The sequence below is a fragment of the Anabaena sp. CCY 0017 genome (genome assembly GCF_963920885.1).
Classification (GTDB): Bacteria; Cyanobacteriota; Cyanobacteriia; order Cyanobacteriales; family Nostocaceae; genus Nodularia.
This window is the reverse complement of sequence record NZ_CAWUDG010000008.1, coordinates 153,932-177,912: the sequence shown is the minus strand read 5'-3', so window position 1 is coordinate 177,912 and position 23,981 is coordinate 153,932. Positions and strand designations below refer to the sequence as shown.

16 protein-coding genes, 3 pseudogenes and 1 riboswitch are annotated in these 23,981 nt (G+C 41.3%); of the genes and pseudogenes, 16 read left to right on the top strand and 3 right to left on the bottom strand.

Annotated features, from left to right (window positions below; all coding sequences use genetic code 11):
* Positions 1-226: 226 nt before the first annotated feature.
* A riboswitch (cobalamin riboswitch) is annotated at positions 227-375 on the top strand.
* Positions 376-481: 106 nt separating this feature from the next.
* The 6 genes from ACM0OW_RS12765 (at position 482) to ACM0OW_RS12740 (ending at position 6,395) form a co-directional block, all read left to right on the top strand.
* Positions 482-727 (top strand): hypothetical protein, encoded by a 246-nt coding sequence (locus tag ACM0OW_RS12765; protein WP_414550475.1) that lies wholly within the window; start codon positions 482-484, stop codon positions 725-727.
* Positions 728-790: 63 nt separating this feature from the next.
* The gene (locus tag ACM0OW_RS12760; RefSeq protein WP_414550474.1) at positions 791-2,791 is read left to right on the top strand and encodes a TonB-dependent receptor; all 2,001 of its coding nucleotides are present in this window, start codon (positions 791-793) and stop codon (positions 2,789-2,791) included.
* A gap of 27 nt (positions 2,792-2,818) precedes the next feature.
* A complete protein-coding gene (locus tag ACM0OW_RS12755) occupies positions 2,819-3,685 on the top strand; it encodes a (2Fe-2S) ferredoxin domain-containing protein (protein ID WP_414550473.1) in 867 nt (288 codons plus the stop codon).
* 145 nt (positions 3,686-3,830) lie between these two features.
* Positions 3,831-3,971 carry a hypothetical protein gene (locus ACM0OW_RS12750; RefSeq protein ID WP_414550472.1) on the top strand — a complete coding sequence of 47 codons (141 nt, stop codon included), beginning with the start codon at positions 3,831-3,833 and terminating at the stop codon, positions 3,969-3,971.
* Positions 3,972-4,060: 89 nt separating this feature from the next.
* Positions 4,061-5,263 (top strand): ABC transporter substrate-binding protein, encoded by a 1,203-nt coding sequence (locus tag ACM0OW_RS12745; RefSeq protein WP_414550471.1) that lies wholly within the window; start codon positions 4,061-4,063, stop codon positions 5,261-5,263.
* A 31-nt stretch (positions 5,264-5,294) separates the two neighbouring features.
* Positions 5,295-6,395 carry an iron chelate uptake ABC transporter family permease subunit gene (locus tag ACM0OW_RS12740; RefSeq protein WP_414550470.1) on the top strand — a complete coding sequence of 367 codons (1,101 nt, stop codon included), beginning with the start codon at positions 5,295-5,297 and terminating at the stop codon, positions 6,393-6,395.
* A 37-nt stretch (positions 6,396-6,432) separates the two neighbouring features.
* Here ACM0OW_RS12740 and ACM0OW_RS12735 read toward each other — a convergent pair.
* Positions 6,433-7,218 (bottom strand): annotated as a pseudogene (locus ACM0OW_RS12735) (precorrin-8X methylmutase); the annotation flags it as partial.
* Between the two features lie 179 nt (positions 7,219-7,397).
* Positions 7,398-7,706, bottom strand: a pseudogene (locus tag ACM0OW_RS12730) (MerR family transcriptional regulator); the annotation flags it as partial.
* 126 nt (positions 7,707-7,832) lie between these two features.
* Here ACM0OW_RS12730 and ACM0OW_RS12725 point away from each other — a divergent pair.
* From ACM0OW_RS12725 to ACM0OW_RS12715, 3 genes are all read left to right on the top strand, one after another.
* Positions 7,833-9,740 (top strand): heavy metal translocating P-type ATPase, encoded by a 1,908-nt coding sequence (locus tag ACM0OW_RS12725; protein ID WP_414550469.1) that lies wholly within the window; start codon positions 7,833-7,835, stop codon positions 9,738-9,740.
* Between the two features lie 117 nt (positions 9,741-9,857).
* Complete coding sequence (locus ACM0OW_RS12720; RefSeq protein WP_414550468.1) at positions 9,858-10,295, top strand: DUF6918 family protein; 438 nt, start codon at positions 9,858-9,860, stop codon at positions 10,293-10,295.
* 771 nt (positions 10,296-11,066) lie between these two features.
* On the top strand, positions 11,067-11,738 hold the full coding sequence (locus tag ACM0OW_RS12715; RefSeq protein WP_414550467.1) for a PEP-CTERM sorting domain-containing protein: 672 nt from the start codon (positions 11,067-11,069) through the stop codon (positions 11,736-11,738).
* Positions 11,739-12,046: 308 nt separating this feature from the next.
* On the opposite strand, the pseudogene ACM0OW_RS12710 reads toward ACM0OW_RS12715, so the two are convergent.
* Positions 12,047-12,160, bottom strand: a pseudogene (locus ACM0OW_RS12710) (carbohydrate porin); the annotation flags it as partial.
* 695 nt (positions 12,161-12,855) lie between these two features.
* On the opposite strand from ACM0OW_RS12710, the gene glyS reads away from it, so the two are divergent.
* The 7 genes from glyS to ACM0OW_RS12675 all read left to right on the top strand — a co-directional run bounded on the left by glyS (position 12,856) and on the right by ACM0OW_RS12675 (position 23,910).
* Positions 12,856-15,006, top strand: coding sequence for a glycine--tRNA ligase subunit beta (gene glyS / locus ACM0OW_RS12705; RefSeq protein ID WP_414550466.1), 2,151 nt, complete (start codon positions 12,856-12,858; stop codon positions 15,004-15,006).
* A gap of 437 nt (positions 15,007-15,443) precedes the next feature.
* Positions 15,444-16,811, top strand: a complete 1,368-nt coding sequence (murD, locus tag ACM0OW_RS12700; RefSeq protein WP_414550465.1) for a UDP-N-acetylmuramoyl-L-alanine--D-glutamate ligase — start codon at positions 15,444-15,446, stop codon at positions 16,809-16,811.
* Between the two features lie 142 nt (positions 16,812-16,953).
* Positions 16,954-18,675, top strand: a complete 1,722-nt coding sequence (locus ACM0OW_RS12695) for a protein kinase domain-containing protein (protein WP_414550464.1) — start codon at positions 16,954-16,956, stop codon at positions 18,673-18,675.
* Positions 18,676-18,704: 29 nt separating this feature from the next.
* Positions 18,705-20,810 carry a protein kinase domain-containing protein gene (locus tag ACM0OW_RS12690; protein WP_414550463.1) on the top strand — a complete coding sequence of 702 codons (2,106 nt, stop codon included), beginning with the start codon at positions 18,705-18,707 and terminating at the stop codon, positions 20,808-20,810.
* A gap of 54 nt (positions 20,811-20,864) precedes the next feature.
* Positions 20,865-22,592 (top strand): ankyrin repeat domain-containing protein, encoded by a 1,728-nt coding sequence (locus ACM0OW_RS12685; protein WP_414550462.1) that lies wholly within the window; start codon positions 20,865-20,867, stop codon positions 22,590-22,592.
* A 107-nt stretch (positions 22,593-22,699) separates the two neighbouring features.
* Positions 22,700-23,671, top strand: coding sequence for a deoxyhypusine synthase family protein (locus ACM0OW_RS12680; protein WP_414550460.1), 972 nt, complete (start codon positions 22,700-22,702; stop codon positions 23,669-23,671).
* 20 nt (positions 23,672-23,691) lie between these two features.
* Positions 23,692-23,910 (top strand): type II toxin-antitoxin system HicB family antitoxin, encoded by a 219-nt coding sequence (locus ACM0OW_RS12675; RefSeq protein WP_414550458.1) that lies wholly within the window; start codon positions 23,692-23,694, stop codon positions 23,908-23,910.
* Positions 23,911-23,981: the final 71 nt, after the last annotated feature.

The following is a 23,981-nucleotide window of genomic DNA, read 5'->3' as shown; positions in this document are numbered from 1 at the left end:
ATTTTCTGTTGACCAAGACTTAGCGAGTCTGAAAAAGTCATAAAAATTAACTATTTATGCCCAAATTACCTCTATTAGCAGTTGACAAAACAGTTAGACAGAATAATAATCATTATCATTACCATCTGGGTAACAACCTTTTGTATCTAATCTTTCCGGCAACGCAACTTTTTTTGTACAAATTTACACTTTTATAGTAATATGATTGAATCAAAAAAGTCAGTTCTTATGGCAAGCATCCATCAGACGTAACAGGTAACTCCTGTATTACGGGGGAAAGTTCGGTGTAAATCCGGCGCTGTCCCGCAGCTGTGAAGAGATAATAATTGTTTTTGTCTCTGAGTCAGAATGCCCACTGACGTAACTTCCAAGCAAACACCTATCTGCGAGGCACAGATCATGTATAGAACAAAAAAACTTGGTCAGCACAGGTATTTATTAAAACAGAATTAAACCCACAATTTTTGTAGGATGCGTTTTCGTGCAAAGCAACGCACCAGCACATAAATTTTTGCTGAGTTCAGGTATTCCCTTAACTGGAAATTTTTTGTGGCTGAATTTGGATATACAGCGCCTTGCAAGTAAACCAGGCAGACATCTTAACATGATAAATCTTCTGGAGTGGGCATCCTGTCGTCGTGTAACTCAATACAGCCAGCATATTTGCAAACAATTAACTAATCAACCTGAAATTCATCGGCGTTTATCGGCGTTTATCGGCGGTTAAAAACTCATGTCCTAGACTCTACAAGCAGTCTAAATCACACCCATACTTAAACAGAGAAACTAGATGCCTAAAATTTCTTGGCAATGCGGGATCAACTTACTGATTCTGCACACAATTTATAGTAGTTTATCATCAGGATATGTTATGGCTTCAGAACCAGAACCAGAACCCGATATTGAACTGACTGTAATTGAGAAACTCTTAAATCAAAGAGTCTCTTCACCTTTGCGGCGTGATGGCACAGTTGAAGATTCTACACGCCCTGTGTATGTAATTACCCAAGAAGAAATTGAAGCTAGAGGGGCGCGAACAGTCAAAGAAGCCCTGCAATTTCTCCCCGGTGTCTTAGGTGATGGTACAGTCGGTACAGGAGTTGGTGCATTAAGCGGTCAATTTATTCGCGGTTCTAACACCGGACAAGTTTTAATATTACTCGACGGGAGACCAATCAATAATTTGGGTTCTGGTGGTTTTGACCTTTCGGAAATTACCACCAATAATGTAGAGAGAGTAGAAGTTTTACCAGGTGGTGGTTCTACCTTGTACGGTTCCGATGCTATTGGGGGTGTAATTAACATTATTACTCGTCGTCCCACAGAGAAAATTACCACCGAAGCGGGAGTGACTCTGGGCGCGTATGGATTAAATCAGCAAACCATTCAAAATAGCGGGAGACAAGGTGATATATCTTGGGTTGTGGGTTATAACCGTACCCAGGCGCAAAATAATTTTCCTTTTTTCATTCCCGAAGCTAATTTTGAGGGAACCAGGGAAAACGATGATGTTCTGTTTAATAATTTTAACGTCAAATTAGAAGCAGATTTAGGGAATAGAAACACCTTAACTCTTTCTACTTTATACTTAGCTAAAAATCAAGGCGTACCAGGAGGAGTAGCGATTCCTGAACCACAATTTGGTCAAGGATTTTTCAATTCCTTAACTCCTAATAATCGCAAATATACAGACCAAGTTTTAGCTGACTTAACTTGGAACTCTCAGCTAGGTCAAGGAAATGATTCTTTATTAACAGCAAAGATTTACACAGACTTTCTCAACACTCGCTTTGACAGACCCACTAACCAACTAGACAATAGACAAACTTCCTACGGTATTCAAACACAGCATAGCTGGAAATTTGCCGACAATCAAATTTTAGTTTATGGCTTTGACTACCGCAACGTCTCAGCAAATAATAGTACCTTAAATTTTGCTGATAATATTAGAACAGTTAGTTATGACGGTAGTATTAGTCAAGGAGCATTATTTGCTAGATATGAAGTAGATATCACACCTAACCTCGGTGTCAACTTAGGTTTGCGCCAAGATTTTAACAGTTTAGCTAATGGTTCCTTTACATCACCCAGTATCGGTGCAAGACTAGCAGTTTCTGAATCTACCACCCTGAGAGCCAATTATATCAGAAATTTTCGTGTACCTACGCTATCTAACTTATTTGGTCAAGGTGCTAGATTTGTGGGGAATCCCAATTTACGACCCGAAAAAGGTGATAGTTATGATATTGGTATTGACCAAAAACTAGGTAATATTGGTTTACTACGCTTAACATTTTTTCAAAATACCATATCGGATAATATTGCTTTTGACTTTGGTGTTCCTATAGGTTCATTTGAAAATATTGGCTTAGTGCGTACCAGAGGAATTGAAGCAGCTTTGAATGTGCAACTAGCCAAGAATATTTTTGCCTTTGCCAATTATACTCTGAATGACCCACAAATATTAGAAAGTAGCAATTCTGCGGAAGTAGGTAAAGAGTTACGCTTCGCAGGTGCAAATAGTTTAAATGCCGGAATTTCTTATGAAAATGCTCAAGGTTTATATTTAGAATTTCTCATGCGTTCTCTCAGTGGCTATCCCACAAATAATACCAACACAGAATTTTTGTCAGGTTATACTACCTTTGATACTAAACTGCGAATTTCTCTGAGTGATAACCTTGTACTTAGTGGTAGTGTAGATAATATTTTCAACCAACGCTATCAACTTTTTGCGGGTTTCCCCGACGCAGGTAGAGTTTTTCAAGTTGGTTTAAGATCCACATTCTGAAAAATTTCGTAAAAATTGGTAAATACCATGACGCAATTTAATCCTTGGGTAACACCATTAAATCTGATGACAACAGAACCTCTGCTTTCAGGAGGTAGAGTTGAGTATGAAGATTTTCCTGCCAATACAGATGTTTTATCATCATTGCTGTACACCTTATTTCAGGAAAATTGGCATCAAGTAGGAGTCGGTCATGTTGCCGAAGGTGGTGTATTAGAACTGGAATTTACTGCTGCACCTAAATTGTGTATTCTTTACGATGGTTATTTAACGGTAGCAGCTGAAGGTTGGCATTTACATTTATGTATTGAACCAAGTTTAGGGGGACCAGAGTGTAAAACCCCATTGAAATTAAGACAAAAACGTCAAGTTAGTCGGGCTGCTTTTTATCGTCGTTTTAATGCAGAAGGAAATCCCAGAAGTTGGGGAATTAAATTTTGGAATGGTGCAAATGTAGAGGTAATGACGATATTTTTCCCTAATCCTTTTGTGGAGGATGAGAATTTATTACCAGAGGGTAAACCTAATTTAGCTAAGTTAGCGCTGTATGAGGAAATGCGGGAAATTTATGTGTTAGGAAAGCAGCCGATACCATTTACTCGCAATCCTTTAAAGCGTTCTTATATCTCAGTTTGTACTTCTGGGCGTTGTCTTCCTTCTCGGAAGTGGGAACCGACTTTTACAGCTTTAAAAGCATCTGTGGAAAAAGCTGGTTTAGATATTGAAGTGAGAACTTCTGGCTGTTTGGAGGTTTGTAAGTTGGGACCAGTGGTGTTTAATTCTGAGGATAGGAGTTGGTATACTCGCGTTACTCCTGATGTGGCGGAAATTATTGTTGAGGAACATTTGGTGAGGGGTAATAAGGTGAGGGAATATTCTTATCCCCCAGAGTAAATATTTGTTTGTAGTAAGGACTTTAGTCCTTCCTGAAACCACCAAAGTCCGGGAGCATCCCAAATTTGTAAGTTCAATCTATAGGAATCCGATTTGATTATTGAAAAAATCTAAGTATATGTAGGGTGTGTTTCATAAATCAAATATGAGTCCTATATTTATGGGATTTTGGCTTACAGAAGAATGGAAAAACGAACCGCAAAGACGCATTCGCGTAGCGTCTCCCCTTCTCCCAAAGGGAGAGGCTAGCGCCAAGGGAGAAGAACGCCAAGGTAAGAGGGTTTAATAGGTTTTTTACATCAATCTTCTATGTTTTTACTAAATTGGGATGCTCCCCAAAGTCCTAACTACAAACCAGAAAAATAGCACCGGAATATGATAGTTATAAAACATCATCAACGTAAACTCAACTTTTTTGTCTGTCTATTATTCTTAGTTGCTACCTTAATTATCTCTTGTAACAATACAATTCCCCAGGGTAGCAGCGCTTGTAATCAAGAATACAATCCTAATATTGATTATTTTCCCGCAAAAGTGAGCGTTAATTATGCGACTGGTTTTGATGTGGAGTATTATAAACATTACAAAGTTGTCACGGTTAAAAATCCTTGGCGGAATGCTAATACGGGTTTTCAATATGTTTTAGTGCAGTGTGGCGCACCAGTACCGCCGGATTTTTTAGAAACGCAAGTAATTACTGTCCCGGTAAATTCGATTGTCTCTCTTTCGACGACTCATTTACCGCATTTAGCTAAGTTAGGAGTGGTGGATAAACTCATCGGGGTGAGTGATTTTAAACAAATAAATACACCTGATGTGATTTCGAGAATTAAAACCGGAAAAATCACAGAAGTGGGGAGAAATAATAATGTCAATATTGAGCAGATATTAGATTTAAATCCCGACTTAATTACAACCTATGCTGTGGGGAATTCACAGTCAGATAGTTATCCGCAATTAGTAGATGCTGGCTTAAAAGTCGCCATAAATGCGGAATATATGGAAAATTCTCCGCTAGGAAGAACCGAGTGGATGAAATTTACCGCTTTGTTTTTTAATCAGGAAGAAATAGCCGAAAAAATATTTAGTGAAATTGCGAGGAAATATAAAGATATTGCTCAAAAAACTCAGTCTATAAATAAACGTCCTAGCGTATTTGTAGGATTTAACTTTAAAGGGACTTGGTATATGCCAGGAGGTGATAGTTATGTCGCTAAATATCTCAATGACGCTGGCGCAAATTATCTGTGGAATGATGATAACACATCTGGTAGCCTTCCCCTATCTTTCGAGATTATCTTAGAACGTGCTGCTAATGCTGACTACTGGCTGAATTTTAGTCAAGCTTGGCAGAATTTAACAGATTTATTGAATGCAGATAATCGCTATGGTGATTTTCAGGCTGTAAAAATAGGCAACCTTTATAATAATGATGCTCGATTAAACGAACATCAAGGAAACGACTATTGGGAAGGTGGTATTAGTAACCCTGATGTAGTTTTAGCTGATTTAATTAAAATATTTCATCCTGAATTATTACCCAATCATCAACTCGTTTATTACCGTAAATTAACTTGAGGACTAAAGTCCTCACTACGAATTTTAAACAATGCGTGAAATCCTCTCTTTCTTCTCTTGGCGTACTTGGCGCACTTGGCGGTTCGTTAAATTCCTAACTCATAAAAAATCAACCAAACAATATCTAATTTTCCTCACCTTACTATCAGCCTTAATCTTCGCCTTTTTACTAGATTTAGGTTTTGGTTCAGTCAATATACCCGTCAACCAAGTCCTTAGCATCTTACTAGGAGGAGAACCAGAAAAAGCCACTTGGACTAATATTATCCTCAAGTTTCGCTTACCTAAAGCCTTAACAGCCACCTTAGCCGGCGCAGCTTTGGGAGTCAGTGGTTTACAAATGCAAACCTTATTTAGAAATGCTTTAGCGGGACCTTTTGTATTAGGAATTAGTTCTGGTGCAAGTTTAGGAGTAGCTTTGGTTGTTCTGACCACAAGTGCTACTGGTGCTGGTGTTATGTTTAAAGGTTTAGGAATAATTGGTGATTTAAGTTTAGTTATAGCCGCCAGTTTAGGCGCAGGTTTAGCTTTAGGTTTAGTTTTACTGGTGGCGCGTCGGGTTCAAGATACAATGCAATTGCTGATTTTAGGTTTATTGTTTGGCTATGCTACCAGTGCTTTAGTGAGTATTTTGCTGCAATTTAGTGAAACGAATAATATTCAAACTTACTTACAATGGACTTTTGGCAGTTTTGGCGGTGTGACTTGGACACAAATTTTAGTTTTAGCCCCTGTGGTGGTTTTGGGGTTGGCTGTGGCTATTCTGTTGTCGAAACCTTTGAATGCGCTGCTGCTGGGTGAATCTTATGCTAGCACTCTGGGTTTGGCTGTGGAACGGACTCGGTTTTGGTTGATTACTAGTGCTTCTATTTTAGCAGGGGCGATTACGGCTTTTTGTGGACCGATCGCTTTTTTGGGGGTTTCGGTTCCTCATCTTTGTCGGAGTTTGTTTAATACTTCTGACCATCGGGTTTTGGTTCCTGCGGTGACTATGATGGGGGGTATTTTGGCTTTGGTTGCAGATTTGGTTTCTCAGTTACCTGGAAATCAGTTGGTTTTACCTCTCAATTCGGTGACGGCTTTAATTGGGACTCCGGTTGTTACTTGGTTGGTTTTGCGGCGGAGGGGGTAGGAGGAATGTTTCGCGCAAAGGCGCAAAGTCGCAAAGGTTAGGAGGTAAGATGGCAGTGGCAATGGGGTTTATTTATTAGGGTTTCTAGTAGGGAGTTGAGGGTTGTGGCGGCTAGGAGTCCTCCGCCCAGGGTTCCTTCTATGGTTATGTATGGTATGGGTTGTTGCATGAGTCTGCGTTTGGCTGCGGGGGCGTGACTGAAGCCTATGGGTAAGCCGATGATGAGGGCGGGTTGGATTTTTTTCTGGTCTATGGCTTGGCAGATTTCTAAGAGGACTGAGGGGGCGTATCCTATGACTAATATACTGTTGTTAGTGATTTGGGTAAGTTTTTTTCGCCATTTCTGCTGTTGCCAAAATTCTGTTTCGGCTTCTGGGGCGGTGGTAATATGGGGGTTGTCTATTAAGGTGATGGTTTCACAACCTAGATGGGTGAGTCTGGTTTGATCTAAGGCTGCGGCGACGGTGGGAATATCTACGACGATGTTACACCCGGATTTGAGGCTTTCTCTACTGGCGGCGATCGCACCTTGACTAATTTTCACAAAGGAGACTAAACTAACATCACCGCAGGCTATGACTAATTGGGCAATTAAATCTTGTTCGATTTCGGAACGCTGGGATAAGTCGGGTAAAATTCTCTGCAATGATTCGGTGAATGATTCTGGATGATGATGTACTTCTGCATCTAAGCCATTCCACAGCTGATTGAGTTCTCCTACTCCGATTTGGGTTTCTACTTCTAAATGTTTGAGTTGCGATAGAACTTCGGCTTGCATGATTTGACAATGGCGATCGCGTCCGAGTAAGTTCTCTAATGCTGAGGGGAGCAACGCGAAAATGTGAGATCGGATTTTATATCTCAATTACCAGGGCTGATTCCTAATAAACCCTGGTTGAAATTCCCTATTTTTACCTTTTCTAGGTAGCGATCGCTCAAAACTTAGGTAACTTATATTACCAAATTTCCGAACCTCACAAAATCGCGTTGCTCCCATGCTGAGGCTGTTTGTCGGAGTTGGGTTATTTGCTGCATCACAGCCCGATATTGCTGCTGGAGTTGTCCTATGAGGTTGTCTGTCTGTGGTTCGGTTTCTAAAATGTGGCGAATATGGTTGAGTTGGAAACCTTGATTTTTTAAGGCGACGATACGCTGCAATCTGATTATATCTCTATCTGTGTACAGTCGGTAGTTGCTAGGCGATCGCTCTGGTTGTGGTAGGAGTCCTAGTTGATGGTAATGTCTCACCATGCGAGGGGTGATGCTTTGTCCTACTGCGTCGGTGAGTTCTTTGATGGTTAGGGTTTTCATTGTTTTTTTAACGCAAAGGTACGCTGAGGTTAACGCAGAGGTGCGCGGAGAGGTTTTGGTTGTGGGGTTGACATTGACAGTAATGTTAAGGTTTAGGGTGAGGAGGTGATGATTTAGGGGATTTTTATGCTTTACCCTCAGCGTTTTCGAGAATTTACTCAGGAACATTCTGATACTTTAGCAGCTTTGGTTTGTGGAATGCTGTTGTTTTTGGGTTGGTTGGCTTTACATATTGGTTGGTTGGGATGGGCTTTGCTGTTTTTACCTGCTGCTTATGTAATTGGTGGTTATGACAGCGCCCGTGAGGGTTTGACTACTCTTTTTAAAGAAAAGGAATTGGATGTTGATTTGCTGATGATTGTGGCGGCGCTGGGGGCTGCTAGTCTGGGTTTATGGCGTGGGGAATATTACCTAATTATTGATGGGGCGATTTTGATTCTCATCTTTGCCATTAGTGGGGCTTTGGAAGGTTACGCCATGCGGCGCACTGAACGCAGTATTAAGGGTTTAATGAGTCTGACTCCAGATACAGCTAGGGTTTTACTGAAGGGAGAGGAAGAAATGCTTCCCATTACTCAGCTGAAGGTGGGTGATGAAATTATTGTGAAACCAGGTGAGTTGATTCCTACTGATGGGATGATTATCTCTGGTTATAGTACTCTAAATCAAGCCGCAATTACAGGGGAGTCTTTACCTATTGAGAAGTCGGTAGGAGATGAAGTTTTTGCGGGGACTCTCAACGGTTTTGGGGCTTTGAAGCTTCAGGTACATAAACCAGCTTCTAGTAGTTTGATTCAGCGCGTGATTCGATTGGTGGAACAAGCACAGACGGAAGCACCTCCTTCTCAAGAATTTATTGAACGATTTGAACGGATATACGCGCGGGTAATTGTGGTAGCTGGTTTATTGTTAGTATTTTTACCACCCTTTATTTGGGGTTGGACTTGGGAAGTGACGATTTATCGGGCTTTGACTTTTTTGGTGGTGGCTTCTCCCTGTGCGCTAATGGCGGCAATTATGCCTACACTGTTATCAGGAATTGCAAATGGGGCGCTACAGGGGATTTTGTTTAAGAATGGGGCGCAGTTGGAAAAGATTGGTAAAGTTCGCGCGATCGCTTTTGATAAAACTGGTACTTTAACTACAGGTAATGTCCAAGTATCTCAAGTAATTCCTAGTAGTGAATATTCGGTGAATGAAGTATTAAAAGCCGCAGCCGCTTTGGAATCTTGCTCAGAACATCCCATAGGTAAAGCTATTGTCCAGGCGGCTGGGACAGATTGGGTGCGTGGGGTTGATGTCCAAGCTATACCGGGACAGGGAATTGTCGGCTTTGTCAATAACCAACAGGTGTTTGTGGGGAATACAACTTTTGTCCAGCAATATGTGACCCAGTTCCCAGAGGAATTGCAGAAATCGGCGCAATCTATGGAAAGTGAAGGTAAAACGGTGGTTTGGGTAGCAAAAGCTGAACAAGTTATGGGTGCGATCGCCATTTCCGATATGCTCAGAACAGAAGCAAAAGTTATGATTACCCGCTTGCGAAAATTGGGAGTTGAGCAAATTGTCATGATTACCGGCGATAATCAACGCACGGCTGACAGTGTAGCGCAAACTGTGGGTATTGACCGAGTTTATGCCGAACTCCTCCCTGAAGATAAGCTGGATGTCATCCGTAAGCTCCAGGAAGAGTATCAAACCGTGGCAATGGTGGGGGACGGAATTAATGATGCTCCAGCCCTCGCCCAGGCTTCTGTAGGTATTGCTATGGGCATCGCCGGCAGTGATGTGGCCTTGGAAACCGCAGATATCGTTTTAATGGCAGATAAGTTAGAGAAACTCGCCACAGCCATAGAATTGGGCAGGCGATCGCACTCTGTGGTCAAACAGAATATAGTTGTAGCGCTAGGGTTTATTCTCTTGTTATTAATCGGTAACTTTTTAGGCAACATTAACCTACCCATCGGCGTAATTGGTCATGAAGGTTCCACAGTCTTAGTGACACTCAGTGGATTAAGATTACTGAAAAATTAAATTGAATAGAATTCCGGGTTTGATCGGTAATCACGTGGACATGATATAAGCTATTAAAATTAGCTAAAATTTCCCTTTTCTAGGGTAATTAATTGCATTGAATTCAGGAGGAATAAAATGGGATTGAGTGATCAGGTGTTAAGTCCAAACAACAAGGCTATGGTTGTAGATGATTGCTGCAAAATGATTGACCAGCAACTAGCTGCCAAATCAGGGATGAGTGGTATAGCCATCAAAACAGCCTTCTCAGCCTTGAAAGGAGTAAAACCCGGATACATCCCCTACATTGTCGAACAGCTACTACCGCAGTTCTTGACAGCCCTTGACCCCCTGTGGAGTGAGGGTATAGAAAAGGGTGATCCCGCTGCCCACCTCATCGCCAGTCGTTCTGATACAGCAGATGCCATGCTAGGCATTACCGATGCTAGGGTGAAGAACACACAGCGTCAAATTATCAAAGGAACCTATGAAAAATTCCGTGGTTCCGCTAAGAAACACGTAGAAGAAGCCGTACCAGACTTAGCTAAGATAGTCGATAAATATACTAAAGTCTAATCAAAAATTACGTAATTTTATCCGATTTAATTCAGTTTCGTAGGGTGTGTTATGCCGTAGGCTAACGCACCATCCATCCTATTAACCAGTTAAATTTTTACAGATAAACCTCAATCGGCTTTACTCGGATTTCTCACAAAGAAATCCGGGCTAAAGGTTTGCTTAACGCTAACCCATGACTAAACTTCCTCTTGCCTCCGATTGAGTGGCACTCTCGCACGGTCAGGCTTTCATGGTCTGCACTCCATCAGATTTATTACTTACTACTGATGTGACCCTTTTATGTGGGGACTGAGGGGAAGGAACCCCAGGAGGAGACAGCTTTTCAGTAAAATATGCTACTGCCTCTACGCATAATTTTCACGTCGTGCATCTCGCCTCAATATCTACTGAGAAGACAACGCGGAAAAAACTGTTCAGGCCAGCTGTGGGAGGCTGGCTTTTTTGTTGGATACTTTTCAGTAATTTCCGTATGGTAGTTTTTTAATTTAGTGAAATACACCATCACATTTTCTTTGTCCTCCTTCTGAAAGACTTAAAATTAGTAAATTATACTGAGATTTTTCTGCTTTATTGAAATAAAATATACTAGCATACCTTTGTTTAGCGTAGATATAGTTTCTTCAAATAAGCTTTTTTGAATATTTTTTTATCATCTTTATATTCCTATATATAAATATATTTTTTATGTAAAAGCTCTACTCAATCACTATACAAAAATCTGCTTCGTATGCCAAATTGTTTACATCAATCATCCGTAAAAATAAATCAATGTCTCTTCTACAAAAGCTATCATTGGCGTTAATCGGTACTTCTGTTGTTTTCATGGGTGCTAACCCAGCTAGTGCTATTAGCCTGACTAAAGGAGGTTCTACCCCTGTTCTTAATCAAGGTCAATATACTAATATTCAAGGAGCTACAACCATTAACTTTAATGATGGAATAGCACCTGATTCTGGATATGTTAGTTATTCTGCAAACAGTGCCATTGTCCAAGGAAATTTATCAGGACAATATGCTACCCCTTTTGGTAATACTAGCAAATATCTCACAGTTTCTCCACGCACCGGTGATGTGACTATTAATTTTGCTGCGGCTATCGATTATTTTGGTTTCTACTGGGGGTCAATAGACGCATATAACTTTGTGGATGTTTATAGCGGAGGCACTCTACTCCAAACGTTCACTGGCGCAAATGTTCCTGGTGCGCCCGCTAATGGTCAACAAAGTGACGACGCGAATAATGTTTACGTTAATTTGTTGGCCGATCAAGGAGAATCTTTTGACAAAGTAGTTTTCCGGTCAACCAGTTTTGCATTTGAAACCGATAACCATAGCTATAGATTAGCTAGTGTTCCTGAACCGACTACTATCTTAGGTCTATTAGCATTTGGTGTTGTAGGTACTGGATCGGTGATCAAACGGAAATCAAAAATAGCCTAAAATCTCAATTGGAAGGAAAAACTAGGGGTAATTAATAATCTTTACTCTAGTCTTGGAAAGAAAATTCTTCCCAAAATTGCTGCCCCGAAGTTGGGGAATTTTAAATGTGAGCAATTAATATCATACAAAAAAAAAGACGCAACCTGATTCTTTGCGTCTTTTCTGCATTTATGGAAATTAGAACCTAAGTAAGTCGGCACAAATAAACCTAACTATGTAACAAAATGTAAAAACTTCAAAACCCTTGTGATTGCTTCATTCCACTCCGTTCCATTCGCAGTGACATACATTGAAACTTTCACACCGACTTACTTAAATGTAGTTCGCAACGCACCAATCACAACATTACTGTTGTTATTATGGTCTAGAGATTTCAGCCAGATTACACCAGGAGTAATGGTGATATTGTCACTTACCTTGTAAATGACTTTTCACGGGATGTGGAAAGTCAGGTAATCAGATGGGGTAGTTGGTTAGTAAGAGTTTTGGTTAGTCTTTTGAATCTATCCAACTAATAATATTTTGTTGATCCAGATGTGGATGGTGGCAAGGTCTATGAATACGTCAAAATACAGCGCTTCCGTCTGTAAATGTATATTTCAACAAATCCGGTATCTGAGTCTCTCGGTAAAGAGCTAATCAGCCAGGATTGTTAGATATATTGGTATTTTTCTTGTCCTTTTTTTTATCAGCATCTTTTTTGGGTTTTTTAACTTCTTTATTGCTCTTTCTTTCTTTAGACATAATGACTCTCCAGTGTGGTGATAAATAAAGTAGCTACAACGCTAGGAAACTCTTTCTCAAAAAAGATTCTTTTACAAAGAAATTTGTTTCTAAATCAAGAATCTTCAAGTTTTCTATTCAGCAATAATAGATATTTTATTAAATCGTAGGCTCTTACTATAGCAGTTATATATACTAAATAATTGTATATAAGTAAAACTCATTATTTTGACACTTAGCTGTTTTTTAGCTTTCAGGCTGAGTTGATACAGAATGCTACCAGTTAAAAACGTGTAAAATAGCTGGCGATGGTGGCTAAATTTGGGTGAGGATGTCTCCCGCCTCGTGCCAAATGTTAGTAAACTGTGGGAACGCCAAGTTAAAACATTGTCCTATGACTGCATTTTTATTAGAAGTTGGTACAGAAGAACTACCCGCAGGTTTTCTCAGTGATGCCATATTACAATGGCGATCGCGCATTCCTCAAAGTTTAGCAGCCAATAGTCTCAGCAGCGCTGCTGTGGAAGTTTACGGTACTCCCCGGCGGTTGGCAATTCTCATCACAGGTCTACCGTCCCAGCAACCAGACCGAGAAGAGGAAATTAAGGGACCTCCCGCCCAAGCTGCTTTTAAGGATGGTCAGCCCACACCAGCCGCTACAGGGTTTGCTAAAAAGCAAGGTGTGGATATCGCCGCTTTGGAAATTCGCCCCACGGAGAAGGGGGATTTTGTCTTTGTGAAAAAAAGCATTCCCGGTCGTCCGTTGGCGGAAATTCTCACAGAACTAATTCCTGAGTGGATTTCGGGTTTGGAAGGAAAGCGGTTAATGCGCTGGGGTAATGGGGAGATGAAGTTTTCTCGCCCTATTCGCTGGCTGGTGGCTTTGTTAGATGATATAATTTTGCCGATTGAATTGGTGAATGGATCAAAGACAATTACAAGCGATCGCATTACCTACGGTCATCGTGTCTTACATCCCGCAACTGTGACTATTTCTGAAGCTACAGATTACGTCAAAACTTTACAGGATGCTTCTGTCATCGTTGACCCAGAAGCACGGGCAAATATTATTCAAAGGGAAGTAGAAGCCGCAGCTAAGAAAGCCGGCGGTTCTACAGTATTTTACCCCGATTTGTTAAAGGAAGTCACCAATTTAGTAGAATATCCTTCTGCCGTCGTCGGTAAATTTGAACCGGAATTTTTAGAGTTACCTACTGAGGTAATTACAGAAGTAATGGTTACTCACCAGCGTTATTTCCCGGTATTTAAAGCGGCTGAAACTAAAGAATTATTGCCTAATTTTATCACAGTTTCTAACGGCGACCCCACGAAAGCAGATATTATAGCTGTGGGAAATGAAAGGGTAATTCGTGCCAGATTAGCTGATGGAAAATTTTTCTACAAAGCTGATTTAGCTAAACCTTTAGTCAGCTATTTACCGCAGTTAGAAACAGTCACTTTTCAAGAAGAATTGGGTTCAGTTCGTGATAAAGTAGATAGAATAGTCACCATTGCCGATTACATTAGCCGACAATTAAAATTAGAGCCAAACAAACGCGAAAAAACCGAACGAACGGCTTTATTATGTAAAGCTGATTTGGTTTCTCAAATGGTGTATGAATTCCCAGAGTTGCAAGGCATTATGGGCGAAAAATATGCTTTAGCTAGTGGGGAAGATGCGGAAGTAGCCAGCGCCATTGTTCAACATTATTTACCCACAGGCGCAGGTGATATTTTACCGGAAACTCTCACAGGTCAAATTGTCGGTTTAGCTGATAGATTAGATACTTTAGTCAGTATCTTTGGCTTGGGTTTAATTCCCACAGGTTCCTCAGATCCTTTTGCGTTGCGGCGGGCAGCAAATGCGGTAGTTAATATTACTTGGTTTGCGAATTTGCAGATTAATTTAGATAAGTTATTAACGCAAATAGCCACAGATTTTGCTGCGAAATACCATAAGGAACAAGATAAATTAATTGCAGCTTTGCAAGAGTTTTTCTTACAACGGATTCGCACCTTACTACAAGATGAAAAGCAAATCGACTATGACCTAGTAAACGCCGTTTTGGGAGAGAATGACCCGGAGTATACAGAACGGGCGTTACAGGATTTGCTAGATGTGCGCGATCGCGCCTTATATCTGCAACAAATCCGCAAAGATGGTACTCTAGATAAAATCTACGAAACTGTCAACCGTTCCACCAGACTAGCCGCCCAAGGTGATTTAGATTTCCAGCAGCTAGAACCCACAAGTTTAATTCAGCCCGAACTATTTCAAAAGTCTTCTGAGCAAGCATTTTACAACGCCATAGTAGAATTAGTTCCACAAACTCAAGCCGCTAAAGAAACCCGCAATTATCAATTGTTGATAGCAGCACTAGAAAAAATCGCGCCCACCGTGGCTAGTTTCTTTGATGGTGAAGACAGCGTTTTAGTCATGGACCCCAATCCAGATATTAAACGCAATCGGCTACACTTACTAGGATTATTGCGGAATCATGCCCGTGTGTTAGCTGACTTTGGTGCAATTGTCAAAAATCTGTAGCCTCAAACCTAACCCCCTAGCCCCCTTCCCACGTAGGGAAGGCTACGGTGTACACACAAATAATCTGATCCCCCTAAATCCCCCTTAAAAAGGGGGACTTTAAGAAATTTTCCCCCCTTCTCAAGGGGGGCTAGGGGGGATCAAAACGTGATGAGGCAACTTGATAAGACTTGTGTGTACACGGTAGTTCAAGGGAAGGGGAAAAATTCAAAGCCTCTCTCCTTGTAGGCTACGGTGTACACACATCTTGAACCAAAGAGATTTTCCAGTCCTAAAAACAAATGTAACTGTAAATCCAATTCCCCTCCTCGCTTGCGGGGAGGGGTTAGGGGTGGGGTCTTATAAATTTGTAGCCTAACGACACAAAAAATTGGTGTAAATGTTGCCAATAAGCGTTAATATAATGAGTGCTTAACCAGGGAATTCTGCTACAGTCTATGCCTAGAGCTTCAGTAATTGGATTGGGAAAGTCCGGTGTTGCTACGGCGAGATTGTTGAAACGGGAAGGTTGGGAGGTTGTGCTAAGTGATAGTAACACCTCCTCTAGCCTCCTAAAACAACAACAAGAACTCGCTACTGAACAAATCACTGTAAAATTGGGGCATTCTCTTGATTTAAATGGCACTGATTTATCTGATTTAATAGTCGTCAGTCCTGGCGTACCTTGGGATATTCCCGTGTTAGTCAAGGCGCGAGAATTAGGTATTGAAACTATCGGCGAAATGGAACTGGCTTGGCGATACTTACAAGCTTCCCCTTGGGTTGGTATTACTGGCACGAATGGTAAAACCACGACTACCGCTTTAATTGCCGCAATATTTCAAGCCGCCGGATTAAATGCTCCCGCCTGTGGTAATATCGGTTATGCTGCCTGTGAAGCTGCGTTATCTGAAAAACTTCCAGATTGGGTAATAGCAGAAATTAGCAGTTATCAAATAGAATCTTCAGTTACTCTCGCCCCCCGCATCGGCATTTGGACGACTTTTACACCAGACCATCTCGCCCGTCATAAGACTTTAGAAAATTACTACAATATCAAAGCGAAGTTATTACGTCAGTCCCAGTTGCAAGTATTTAATGGTGATGACCCCTATTTAAATAAAATGGGTATCAGTCATTGGCCGGATGCTTATTGGACAAGTGTTAAAGGGAAAGATTTTTTAGTTAGTGAACAAGGCTTTTATATCGAAGATGGTTGGGTGGTAGAAAAGTTAACACCAACCTCTCAACCAGAAAGAGTAATTTCAGCCTCAGCTTTGCGAATGGTCGGAGAACATAACCTGCAAAATCTCTTAATGGCTGTTGCTGCGGCGCGGTTAGCAGAAATTGCACCCGATGCTATTGATACTGCAATTCGCAAATTTTCTGGTGTTCCCCATCGTTTAGAACATATTTGCACTTGGGACGGGATTGATTTTATTAACGATAGTAAAGCGACTAATTATGATGCGGCTGAAGTCGGGTTAGTCTCTGTGAACAGTCCCGCAATTTTGATTGCTGGTGGTGAAGCTAAACCGGGTGATGATACTGGCTGGTTAAGCAAAATTCAAGCTAAAGCTGCGGCGGTGTTATTAATTGGTACTGCTGCTCCTGCTTTTGCTCAACGTCTGCAAGCGGTGGGTTATACTAATTACGAAATTGTGGAAACGATGGCGAAGGCTGTTCCTCGATCAGCAGCATTAGCTAAGGAATATCACGCTTCTGTGGTGTTGTTGTCTCCGGCTTGTGCAAGTTTTGACCAGTATCCTAATTTTGAGGCGCGGGGTGATGATTTTCGCCATTTGTGTCTGGCTTGGGTGGGGTGAAGGTTCACGCAGAGGCGCGGAGGCGCAGAGAGTTGAGAAGATATTTTGATGTAGAACAAAAACCAATGTCTGGACAATAGCCGTAACTGTAACTGCAAGACTTGTAGTAAATTAATAAAACCTTAGTTGAGCCTTCAGCATCATGCAGGTATATTGCAGTAAACAACACGGAAACAACGGTGGGAACCGTTTTTGTATCCACTGTGGTGAGCCATTACCTCTGGTTTTTGGGCAGGTTGTAGATCGTCGTTATCGCATTATCCGTCAATTAGGTCAAGGTGGCTTTGGTCGCACTTATTTGGCGGAAGACAGTCATAAATCGAATCAAGCTTGTGTGCTGAAGGAATTTGCGCCTCAAGTGCAAGCACAGCAGGATTTAAAGAAAGCTCAAGAATTATTTGAGCGCGAAGCCAGTGTTTTGAAAAGTCTCCAACATCCCCAAATTCCCCGTTTTCACGCTTCGCTACAAGTGCAGATAGGGAGTAAAGATTTTTTCTTTTTAGTGCAAGATTATATAGATGGTATTAATTATGACCAATTATTAGAGCAGCGCCAAAGTCAAGGAGAAGTTTTTAGTGAAGAAGAAGTAGTAAATTTATTGAAACAAATTTTACCTGTTTTGTCTTACATTCACTCACGGGATGTAGTTCACCGTGATATTTCTCCTGATAATTTGATTTGGCGGCGTTCTGATAATTTGCCCATGCTGATTGATTTTGGGGGTGTGAAGCAATTACCAGCTGCGCAAGGTTTTTGGTTGACTCAGTTGGGTGGAAATAACACACTGTTAGGTAAAATGGGCTACGCGCCAGAGGAACAGCTAAGGCAGGGTAAAGTATTTTTTAATAGTGATTTATATTCTTTGGCTGTGACGGCTTTAGTTTTGCTTACAGGTAAGGAACCACAAAAACTCTACGACAGCTATGAGGGAATTTGGGACTGGGGAAAGGAAATTAAAGTCAGTAGGCAGTTAGAATCTGTGTTAAAAAAGATGCTTGCTTATAAGCCGAGCGATCGCTATGAAAAAGCATCGCAAATAGTCCCACATTTACCTTTTACCTCCCACCAACCTATTAATAGTTCCGTCACTAAAATTGCCCAAAAACCAAAGAATACTTATGTCACTAAGCTGAGGACAATGGTGGTGGCTCCTGGACGAAAACGTGTGAATAATCTCATCAGTAAATTCCACAATCAAACGTCAGGAGTGAATCAAACTATTACCATGCCAGTTTGGATGCGCCCTTTTGCTGTCAGTCTTGGGGGAACAGCTTTAGTTGTTTTAACTGGTGCAGGAACTTGGGCAGTGGTAAATTCAATAATTCGTAGCGTCGCTTCGGTCAGCATACCGACAATTTCTTTACCTTCACTTCCTAGTTTACCCAATCCTTTAGGCAGTCCAGACCGTGACAGAAGTGCTAATGACATTACCCAAATTTTCAGCCGTCGCCAACAGTTAGAAATACCAGAAGTATTTTTTATTCAGTTTGTCGATGATTTATTTTATGCTCAAAACCCAGATTTAAATGGACGCAGCCTCACTGCTGGGCAAGCAGATGCCAAATTAAGAGATGAATGGGCTGGTATAGCTGGTAACTTATTAACTCAAATAGAACAGGCTAATCTTAGTGCAGCAGCTCGTCGGCAACTGGGACGTTATAGTTCAGAAAATGAGAGAATTTGGAGACAACAAGCCAGAAGCGGACAATGGAGGAACTATACAATAGACCAACTCAACAAAGATACAAATGAAAAATTTGATCAGTTGTTTCCAGGACAGCAGCGTGGGAAACTGAATCAGCGAACTTTCGGTCAACTGTGGTATGCGATCGCATCTGATCAAGTCAGTAAAGTAAAAAGATAATTTTCCTCATGACCAATGACTAATAACTTATGTATATAAATAATAGTATTCAACCGGGTCTAACTTTAAGCGATCGCTATGTAATCGTCCGTCAAATTGGTCAAGGTGGTTTTGGACGCACTTATTTAGCTGAAGACATTAACCGTTTCCGTGAACTTTGTGTTTTAAAGGAATTTTCCCCTCAAGTTCAAACGGACTACGTGGTGCAGAAAGCCGAAGAATTATTTGAACGGGAAGCCAGTGTTCTCTATCAGCTGCAACATCCCCAAATTCCCCGCTTTCGGGAACTGCTGCGAATTAACTTAGAAGGTAAACAATACCTATTTTTGGTGCAGGATTATGTCGAAGGGCAAACTTACAGTTCTTTATTAGAGACACGTAGACAGCAAGGGTTGCGGTTTACAGAGTCGGAAATTCGGCAATTATTGCAGCAAATTCTGCCAGTTTTGGAATATATCCACTCAATAGGGGTAATTCATCGGGATATCTCACCAGATAATTTAATTCTTCGCACCATTGACCAATTACCAGTATTAATTGATTTTGGTGGTGTGAAACAGGTAGCAGCAACCGTCGCTTCGGAATATTACCAACCCGAACAATATGCTTCTCGTCCATCACCGACCCTACTAGGGAAAGTAGGATTCGCACCTCCAGAACAGATGCAAACAGGATTAGTGTCAACTCACTCTGACTTGTATGCTTTGGCTGTGACAATCCTAGTTTTATTGACAGGTAAACAACCCCAAGAACTGATTGATAATTATAATCTGACTTGGCAATGGCGACGGGAAGTCAACCTCAGTCAGGTTTTGGGACAGACATTAGATAAAATGCTATCTCCCCGACCAGGCGATCGCTATCAATCAGCGCGTCAGGTATTAGAAGCCCTCAACTCGCCACCAGTCAGCTATCCCCCACCAGTCAGCTATCCCCCAACACAATACCCCAGCACTCCACCACCAACATCTGCCACAGTTGCCGTTTCTCCAGCTGCACCACCTCCCTCATCACCCTCATATCCCTCATCCACCCCATCCCCTTCATATTCTCCCCAACCCACACCCTGGTGGACACCCGCAAAAGCCCTGGTCGCAGGATTAGTAGTGGCTAGTGCCGTGGGAGGGATTTGGTTGGGAGTTAGTAGAAGCGATCGCGATCCTGGAGAAGTTCAACCCACACCCACCCCCACAGTTGACCAACCCACTGATTCCTCAAATAAATTTTCCGCAGCAGAACGACAGCGCAAGCAAAGATTAGAAAATCGCCGTCAACAATTGGGGATTGATTCTCGCTTCTACATCAATGTGGTAAATCAAATATTTTGGGACAATAACCCCAGTTTAAGGGGAAGTACTCTCAGCGAAGACCCGAAAGATGAAAGTTTACGCGCAGAATGGGATGAAACAGCCGCCGAAGTACTAGAAAAACTGGCTCCATTAAGTAATGGGGCGCGTCAGCAATTAGGAACTTACACAGCAGCAGAACGCGAACGTTGGCGAGTTGAAGCCAACAAACTCAATGTTAGTAGTACTGCTTTATACGATTTAGGAGATGCTGCTTTCCTCAATAAATTTCCAGAACAGCGTGGCAAAGATTTTATTAATCAACCCATTGGGCAAATTTGGCACGGGTTTGTTAGCGATAAACTCAATGCTTTGATTTCTCGCACAGCTTTGGAAAGAATTACCTTTGATGCAGGTGCTACCAGCAGAACCATGAAGGGTAATCTGCAACCGGCTGTTCACCCAGCTGGTGGTAAAATTTTTATTGCTAACCTGGCTCAAAATCAATTGATGACAGTGAAGCTACAAGCCAGTTCTCAAGTTTTGCTATCAGTATACTCTCCCTCTGGTAAATTCAAAATTTTAGAAGATTCTACAGAACGGGATCTATCCACTAAATTACCAGAATCGGGATTTTATGAGTTTGTGATTGCTTCCACCGCATCAGAACCACTCAGTTATCAACTGACAATTACGGCGGAAACTGCTACCCCGGAACCGACACCTACCCCCACACCTACCCCCACACCTACCCCGGAACCGACACCAGAACCCACACCTACACCCACACCTACCCCAGAACCGACACCAGAACCGACACCCACACCTCCTGAAACTGAGTCCAACTGAAGTGAATTGCAGAGGTTCAGAGACGCACAGAAGAGGAGTTAAGGAGTTATTGAGATGCCAATTCACATTTACGCTGAACAAGGAAACATCGCTAAAGTCCAACAGGAAATTGCTGATGGTGTTGATATTGATTCTTCAGATAACTATGAATCCCGAACACCATTAATGTTTGCCGTTTCTAGCCCTCATGCGAACATTGATATGGTGCGCCTACTGGTGGAAAATGGTGCTGATGTCAATGCTGTGGACACCTATCACAATACAGTCTTAGCATTAGCTGTACAATCAGGCAATCTGGAAAAAATTCAATTTATCTTAGATGCTGGCGCTGATATTAATTACCAAACACCTAGCGGTTATGATGTCTTAATCAACGCGATGTATGGGCGAGATATTACCAAAGATGAAAACTTACTGGCAATTATTGATTTATTAATTACCAGAGGCGCAAAAGTAACCGGTGTCAGCGATTATGGTGAATCTGCACTCAGATGGGCTTCACGTAGAGGCAGATTTGATGCAGTCAAAATATTATTAGACGCAGGTGCAGATCCACAACAATTAGAATGGACAGAATTAATCTACGCCATAGTTTTTGGCAGTTTAGCAGATGTCCAAAGATTAATCGCCCAAGGTGCTAATTTATCTGCAATTGATGGTTACGGTAGAACTCCTTGGTTATTCAGTCTTCAGGTAGGAGATTTAGCAAAAGCAAAATTACTATTATCATCTGCATCGAATGATTACGAACAGACAAATTGTGGCAGAACTCCATTAATGTATGCCATAGAAAACAATCGGGTAGAAATTCTCAAATGGTTAATTGAGCAGGGATTTGATATTGAAGCTACCGATCAATTTTGTACGACTCCTTTAATGGTAGCAGTCGAATGTGATCATCCTGAGTGTGTAAAAATTCTTCTAGAAGCTGGTGCTAAAACAGATAGAAAAAATAGCTGTGATGAGAAAGTTATTAAACAAACAAACAATATCGAAATTGCCAGAATGTTACTGGCTGTAGGTGAAGATATTAATGATGTTAACGATGATATGCTGCGATTACTCATGGGTGTCAGTAAAAATGACATTCTGCATATATCAAAATCACAGTATTTAGCCGGAAAACATCGGCGATTTGGGACAAAGAATCCAGAACTGATGGAAGTGGATTTCTGGAAAGCAATGGTGAGTACTGGCTTTTCGGGTTATAAAGCTCAATACACTTTCAATGATACAAATGATCATCAATCTCAACCAGTATGGTGCTTTGATAGATTTGGGAAGACAGTTACACAGTTACCCGATGGCAAAATAGTAGTAATTGCTGGGGAACATGAAGATTTTTATGACCCAGATTTTTGTATTTATAATGATGTAATTGTTGCTCAAGGTGATGGGGACTTACAAATTTATGGTTATTCAGAAGATGTTTTCCCGCCCACTGATTTTCATTCAGCAACATTGGTAGGAGAATACATATATATTATTGGCAGTTTAGGTTATCTAGACAAGAGAATTTGCGACCATACACCAGTTTATAGACTCCATTCTGAGACTTTCACAATCGAAAGAGTTCAGACTTCTGGGGAAAATCCAGGATGGATTCATAAACACACAGCCTGCTATGAAGAACCCAATAAAATCTCTATTATTGGGGGTGATATTTTTGCGATAGTGAATCAAGAGCAACAGTATTTAGCTAATGCTAATAACTACACTTTGGATTTAAAAAATTTTCGTTGGACTCGCGTGATATCATCAGATGAAGTTGAGTATAAATAGCGATAATGGCTTCCAGAATTTGATAGGCGATCGCATAGGACTTCACGCTATACTTTTACGCGATAGCTGGATATTCTTTAATCATTGAAAGCAAAGGGTGACATCTGATGAGCCGGACTATTTCTGAATTTATCGAAAAGAATTTTTTACATTTTAACGCCGCCGCCCTGGTTGATGCAGCTAAAGCATACAAAGCCCATCTTGAGGATAACGGTAAGATGATGATTACTCTGGCTGGAGCCATGAGTACAGCCGAATTGGGGATATCTTTAGCAGAAATGATTCGCCAGGATAAGGTGCAGATTATTTCCTGTACAGGGGCGAATCTGGAAGAAGATATTATGAACTTAGTCGCCCATAATCACTATAAGCGTGTCCCTAACTATAGAGACTTAGGCCCCGAAGATGAATGGCAACTTCTGGAACAGGGATTTAATCGAGTAACTGATACTTGCATTCCAGAAGAAGAGGCTTTTCGGAGAATACAGAAGCACATTTTCCAACAATGGCAAGAAGCAAATGACAAAGGGGAAAGATATTTTCCTCATGAATTCATGTATAAGATGCTTCTGTCTGGTGATATGGAACAATATTATCAAATAGACCCCAAAAATAGCTGGATGTTGGCTGCTGCCGAAAAAGGATTGCCAATTGTTTGTCCTGGTTGGGAAGATTCCACAATGGGCAACATTTTTACTTCCTACTGCATGAAAAAGGAACTTCAACCCAGCACCATGAAGTCGGGAATTGAATATATGATGTGGTTGGCGGATTGGTATCCGCAAAATTCTCAAGGTAAAGGAGTGGGATTTTTCCAAGTTGGTGGGGGAATTGCGGGCGATTTTCCCATTTGCGTTGTCCCGATGCTTTATCAAGATTTGGAAATGACTGATATTCCATTCTGGTCTTATTTTTGTCAGATTTCAGATTCCACTACCAGCTATGGTTCTTATTCTGGGGCAGTACCGAATGAGAAAATCACTTGGGGTAAGTTAGATAAAAACACACCGCGTTTTGTTGTGGAGTCTGATGCCAGTATAGTGGCTCCTTTAATGTTTGCCTATATTCTGGAACAGTAAGTTAGCAGGGAAGAGGATTTATGAGTCGATATAGCATGATTCTTCAATGGTCTAATGAAGATCAGCTTTTCCTGGTGACAATCCCAGAATTTTCTGATTTAGTTGTGATGCCTTGTACTCACGGAAAAACGCGTGAAGAAGCAATTCACAACGGTGAAGAAGTTATTGAAATGTATTTAGAAGCTTGGCAAGCAGAAGGTGAGGCTATCCCTGAACCAGTAACGCTTCAAGTGGCCTGATAAAAGACAGTTGTGTGTCCGAAAGCTAACAGTGATCAGCCATCAAACTTTTAGACTGATCACTGTTAACT

What these genes read in the sequence shown, in the direction of transcription:
- ACM0OW_RS12760 (WP_414550474.1), top strand. Translation starts at nt 791, where the DNA reads ATGCCTAAAATTTCTTGGCAATGCGGGATCAACTTACTGATTCTGCAC.
- ACM0OW_RS12755 (WP_414550473.1), top strand. Translation starts at nt 2,819, where the DNA reads ATGACGCAATTTAATCCTTGGGTAACACCATTAAATCTGATGACAACA.
- ACM0OW_RS12750 (WP_414550472.1), top strand. Translation starts at nt 3,831, where the DNA reads ATGAGTCCTATATTTATGGGATTTTGGCTTACAGAAGAATGGAAAAAC.
- ACM0OW_RS12745 (WP_414550471.1), top strand. Translation starts at nt 4,061, where the DNA reads ATGATAGTTATAAAACATCATCAACGTAAACTCAACTTTTTTGTCTGT.
- ACM0OW_RS12740 (WP_414550470.1), top strand. Translation starts at nt 5,295, where the DNA reads ATGCGTGAAATCCTCTCTTTCTTCTCTTGGCGTACTTGGCGCACTTGG.
- ACM0OW_RS12725 (WP_414550469.1), top strand. Translation starts at nt 7,833, where the DNA reads ATGCTTTACCCTCAGCGTTTTCGAGAATTTACTCAGGAACATTCTGAT.
- ACM0OW_RS12720 (WP_414550468.1), top strand. Translation starts at nt 9,858, where the DNA reads ATGGGATTGAGTGATCAGGTGTTAAGTCCAAACAACAAGGCTATGGTT.
- ACM0OW_RS12715 (WP_414550467.1), top strand. Translation starts at nt 11,067, where the DNA reads ATGTCTCTTCTACAAAAGCTATCATTGGCGTTAATCGGTACTTCTGTT.
- glyS (WP_414550466.1), top strand. Translation starts at nt 12,856, where the DNA reads ATGACTGCATTTTTATTAGAAGTTGGTACAGAAGAACTACCCGCAGGT.
- murD (WP_414550465.1), top strand. Translation starts at nt 15,444, where the DNA reads ATGCCTAGAGCTTCAGTAATTGGATTGGGAAAGTCCGGTGTTGCTACG.
- ACM0OW_RS12695 (WP_414550464.1), top strand. Translation starts at nt 16,954, where the DNA reads ATGCAGGTATATTGCAGTAAACAACACGGAAACAACGGTGGGAACCGT.
- ACM0OW_RS12690 (WP_414550463.1), top strand. Translation starts at nt 18,705, where the DNA reads ATGTATATAAATAATAGTATTCAACCGGGTCTAACTTTAAGCGATCGC.
- ACM0OW_RS12685 (WP_414550462.1), top strand. Translation starts at nt 20,865, where the DNA reads ATGCCAATTCACATTTACGCTGAACAAGGAAACATCGCTAAAGTCCAA.
- ACM0OW_RS12680 (WP_414550460.1), top strand. Translation starts at nt 22,700, where the DNA reads ATGAGCCGGACTATTTCTGAATTTATCGAAAAGAATTTTTTACATTTT.
- ACM0OW_RS12675 (WP_414550458.1), top strand. Translation starts at nt 23,692, where the DNA reads ATGAGTCGATATAGCATGATTCTTCAATGGTCTAATGAAGATCAGCTT.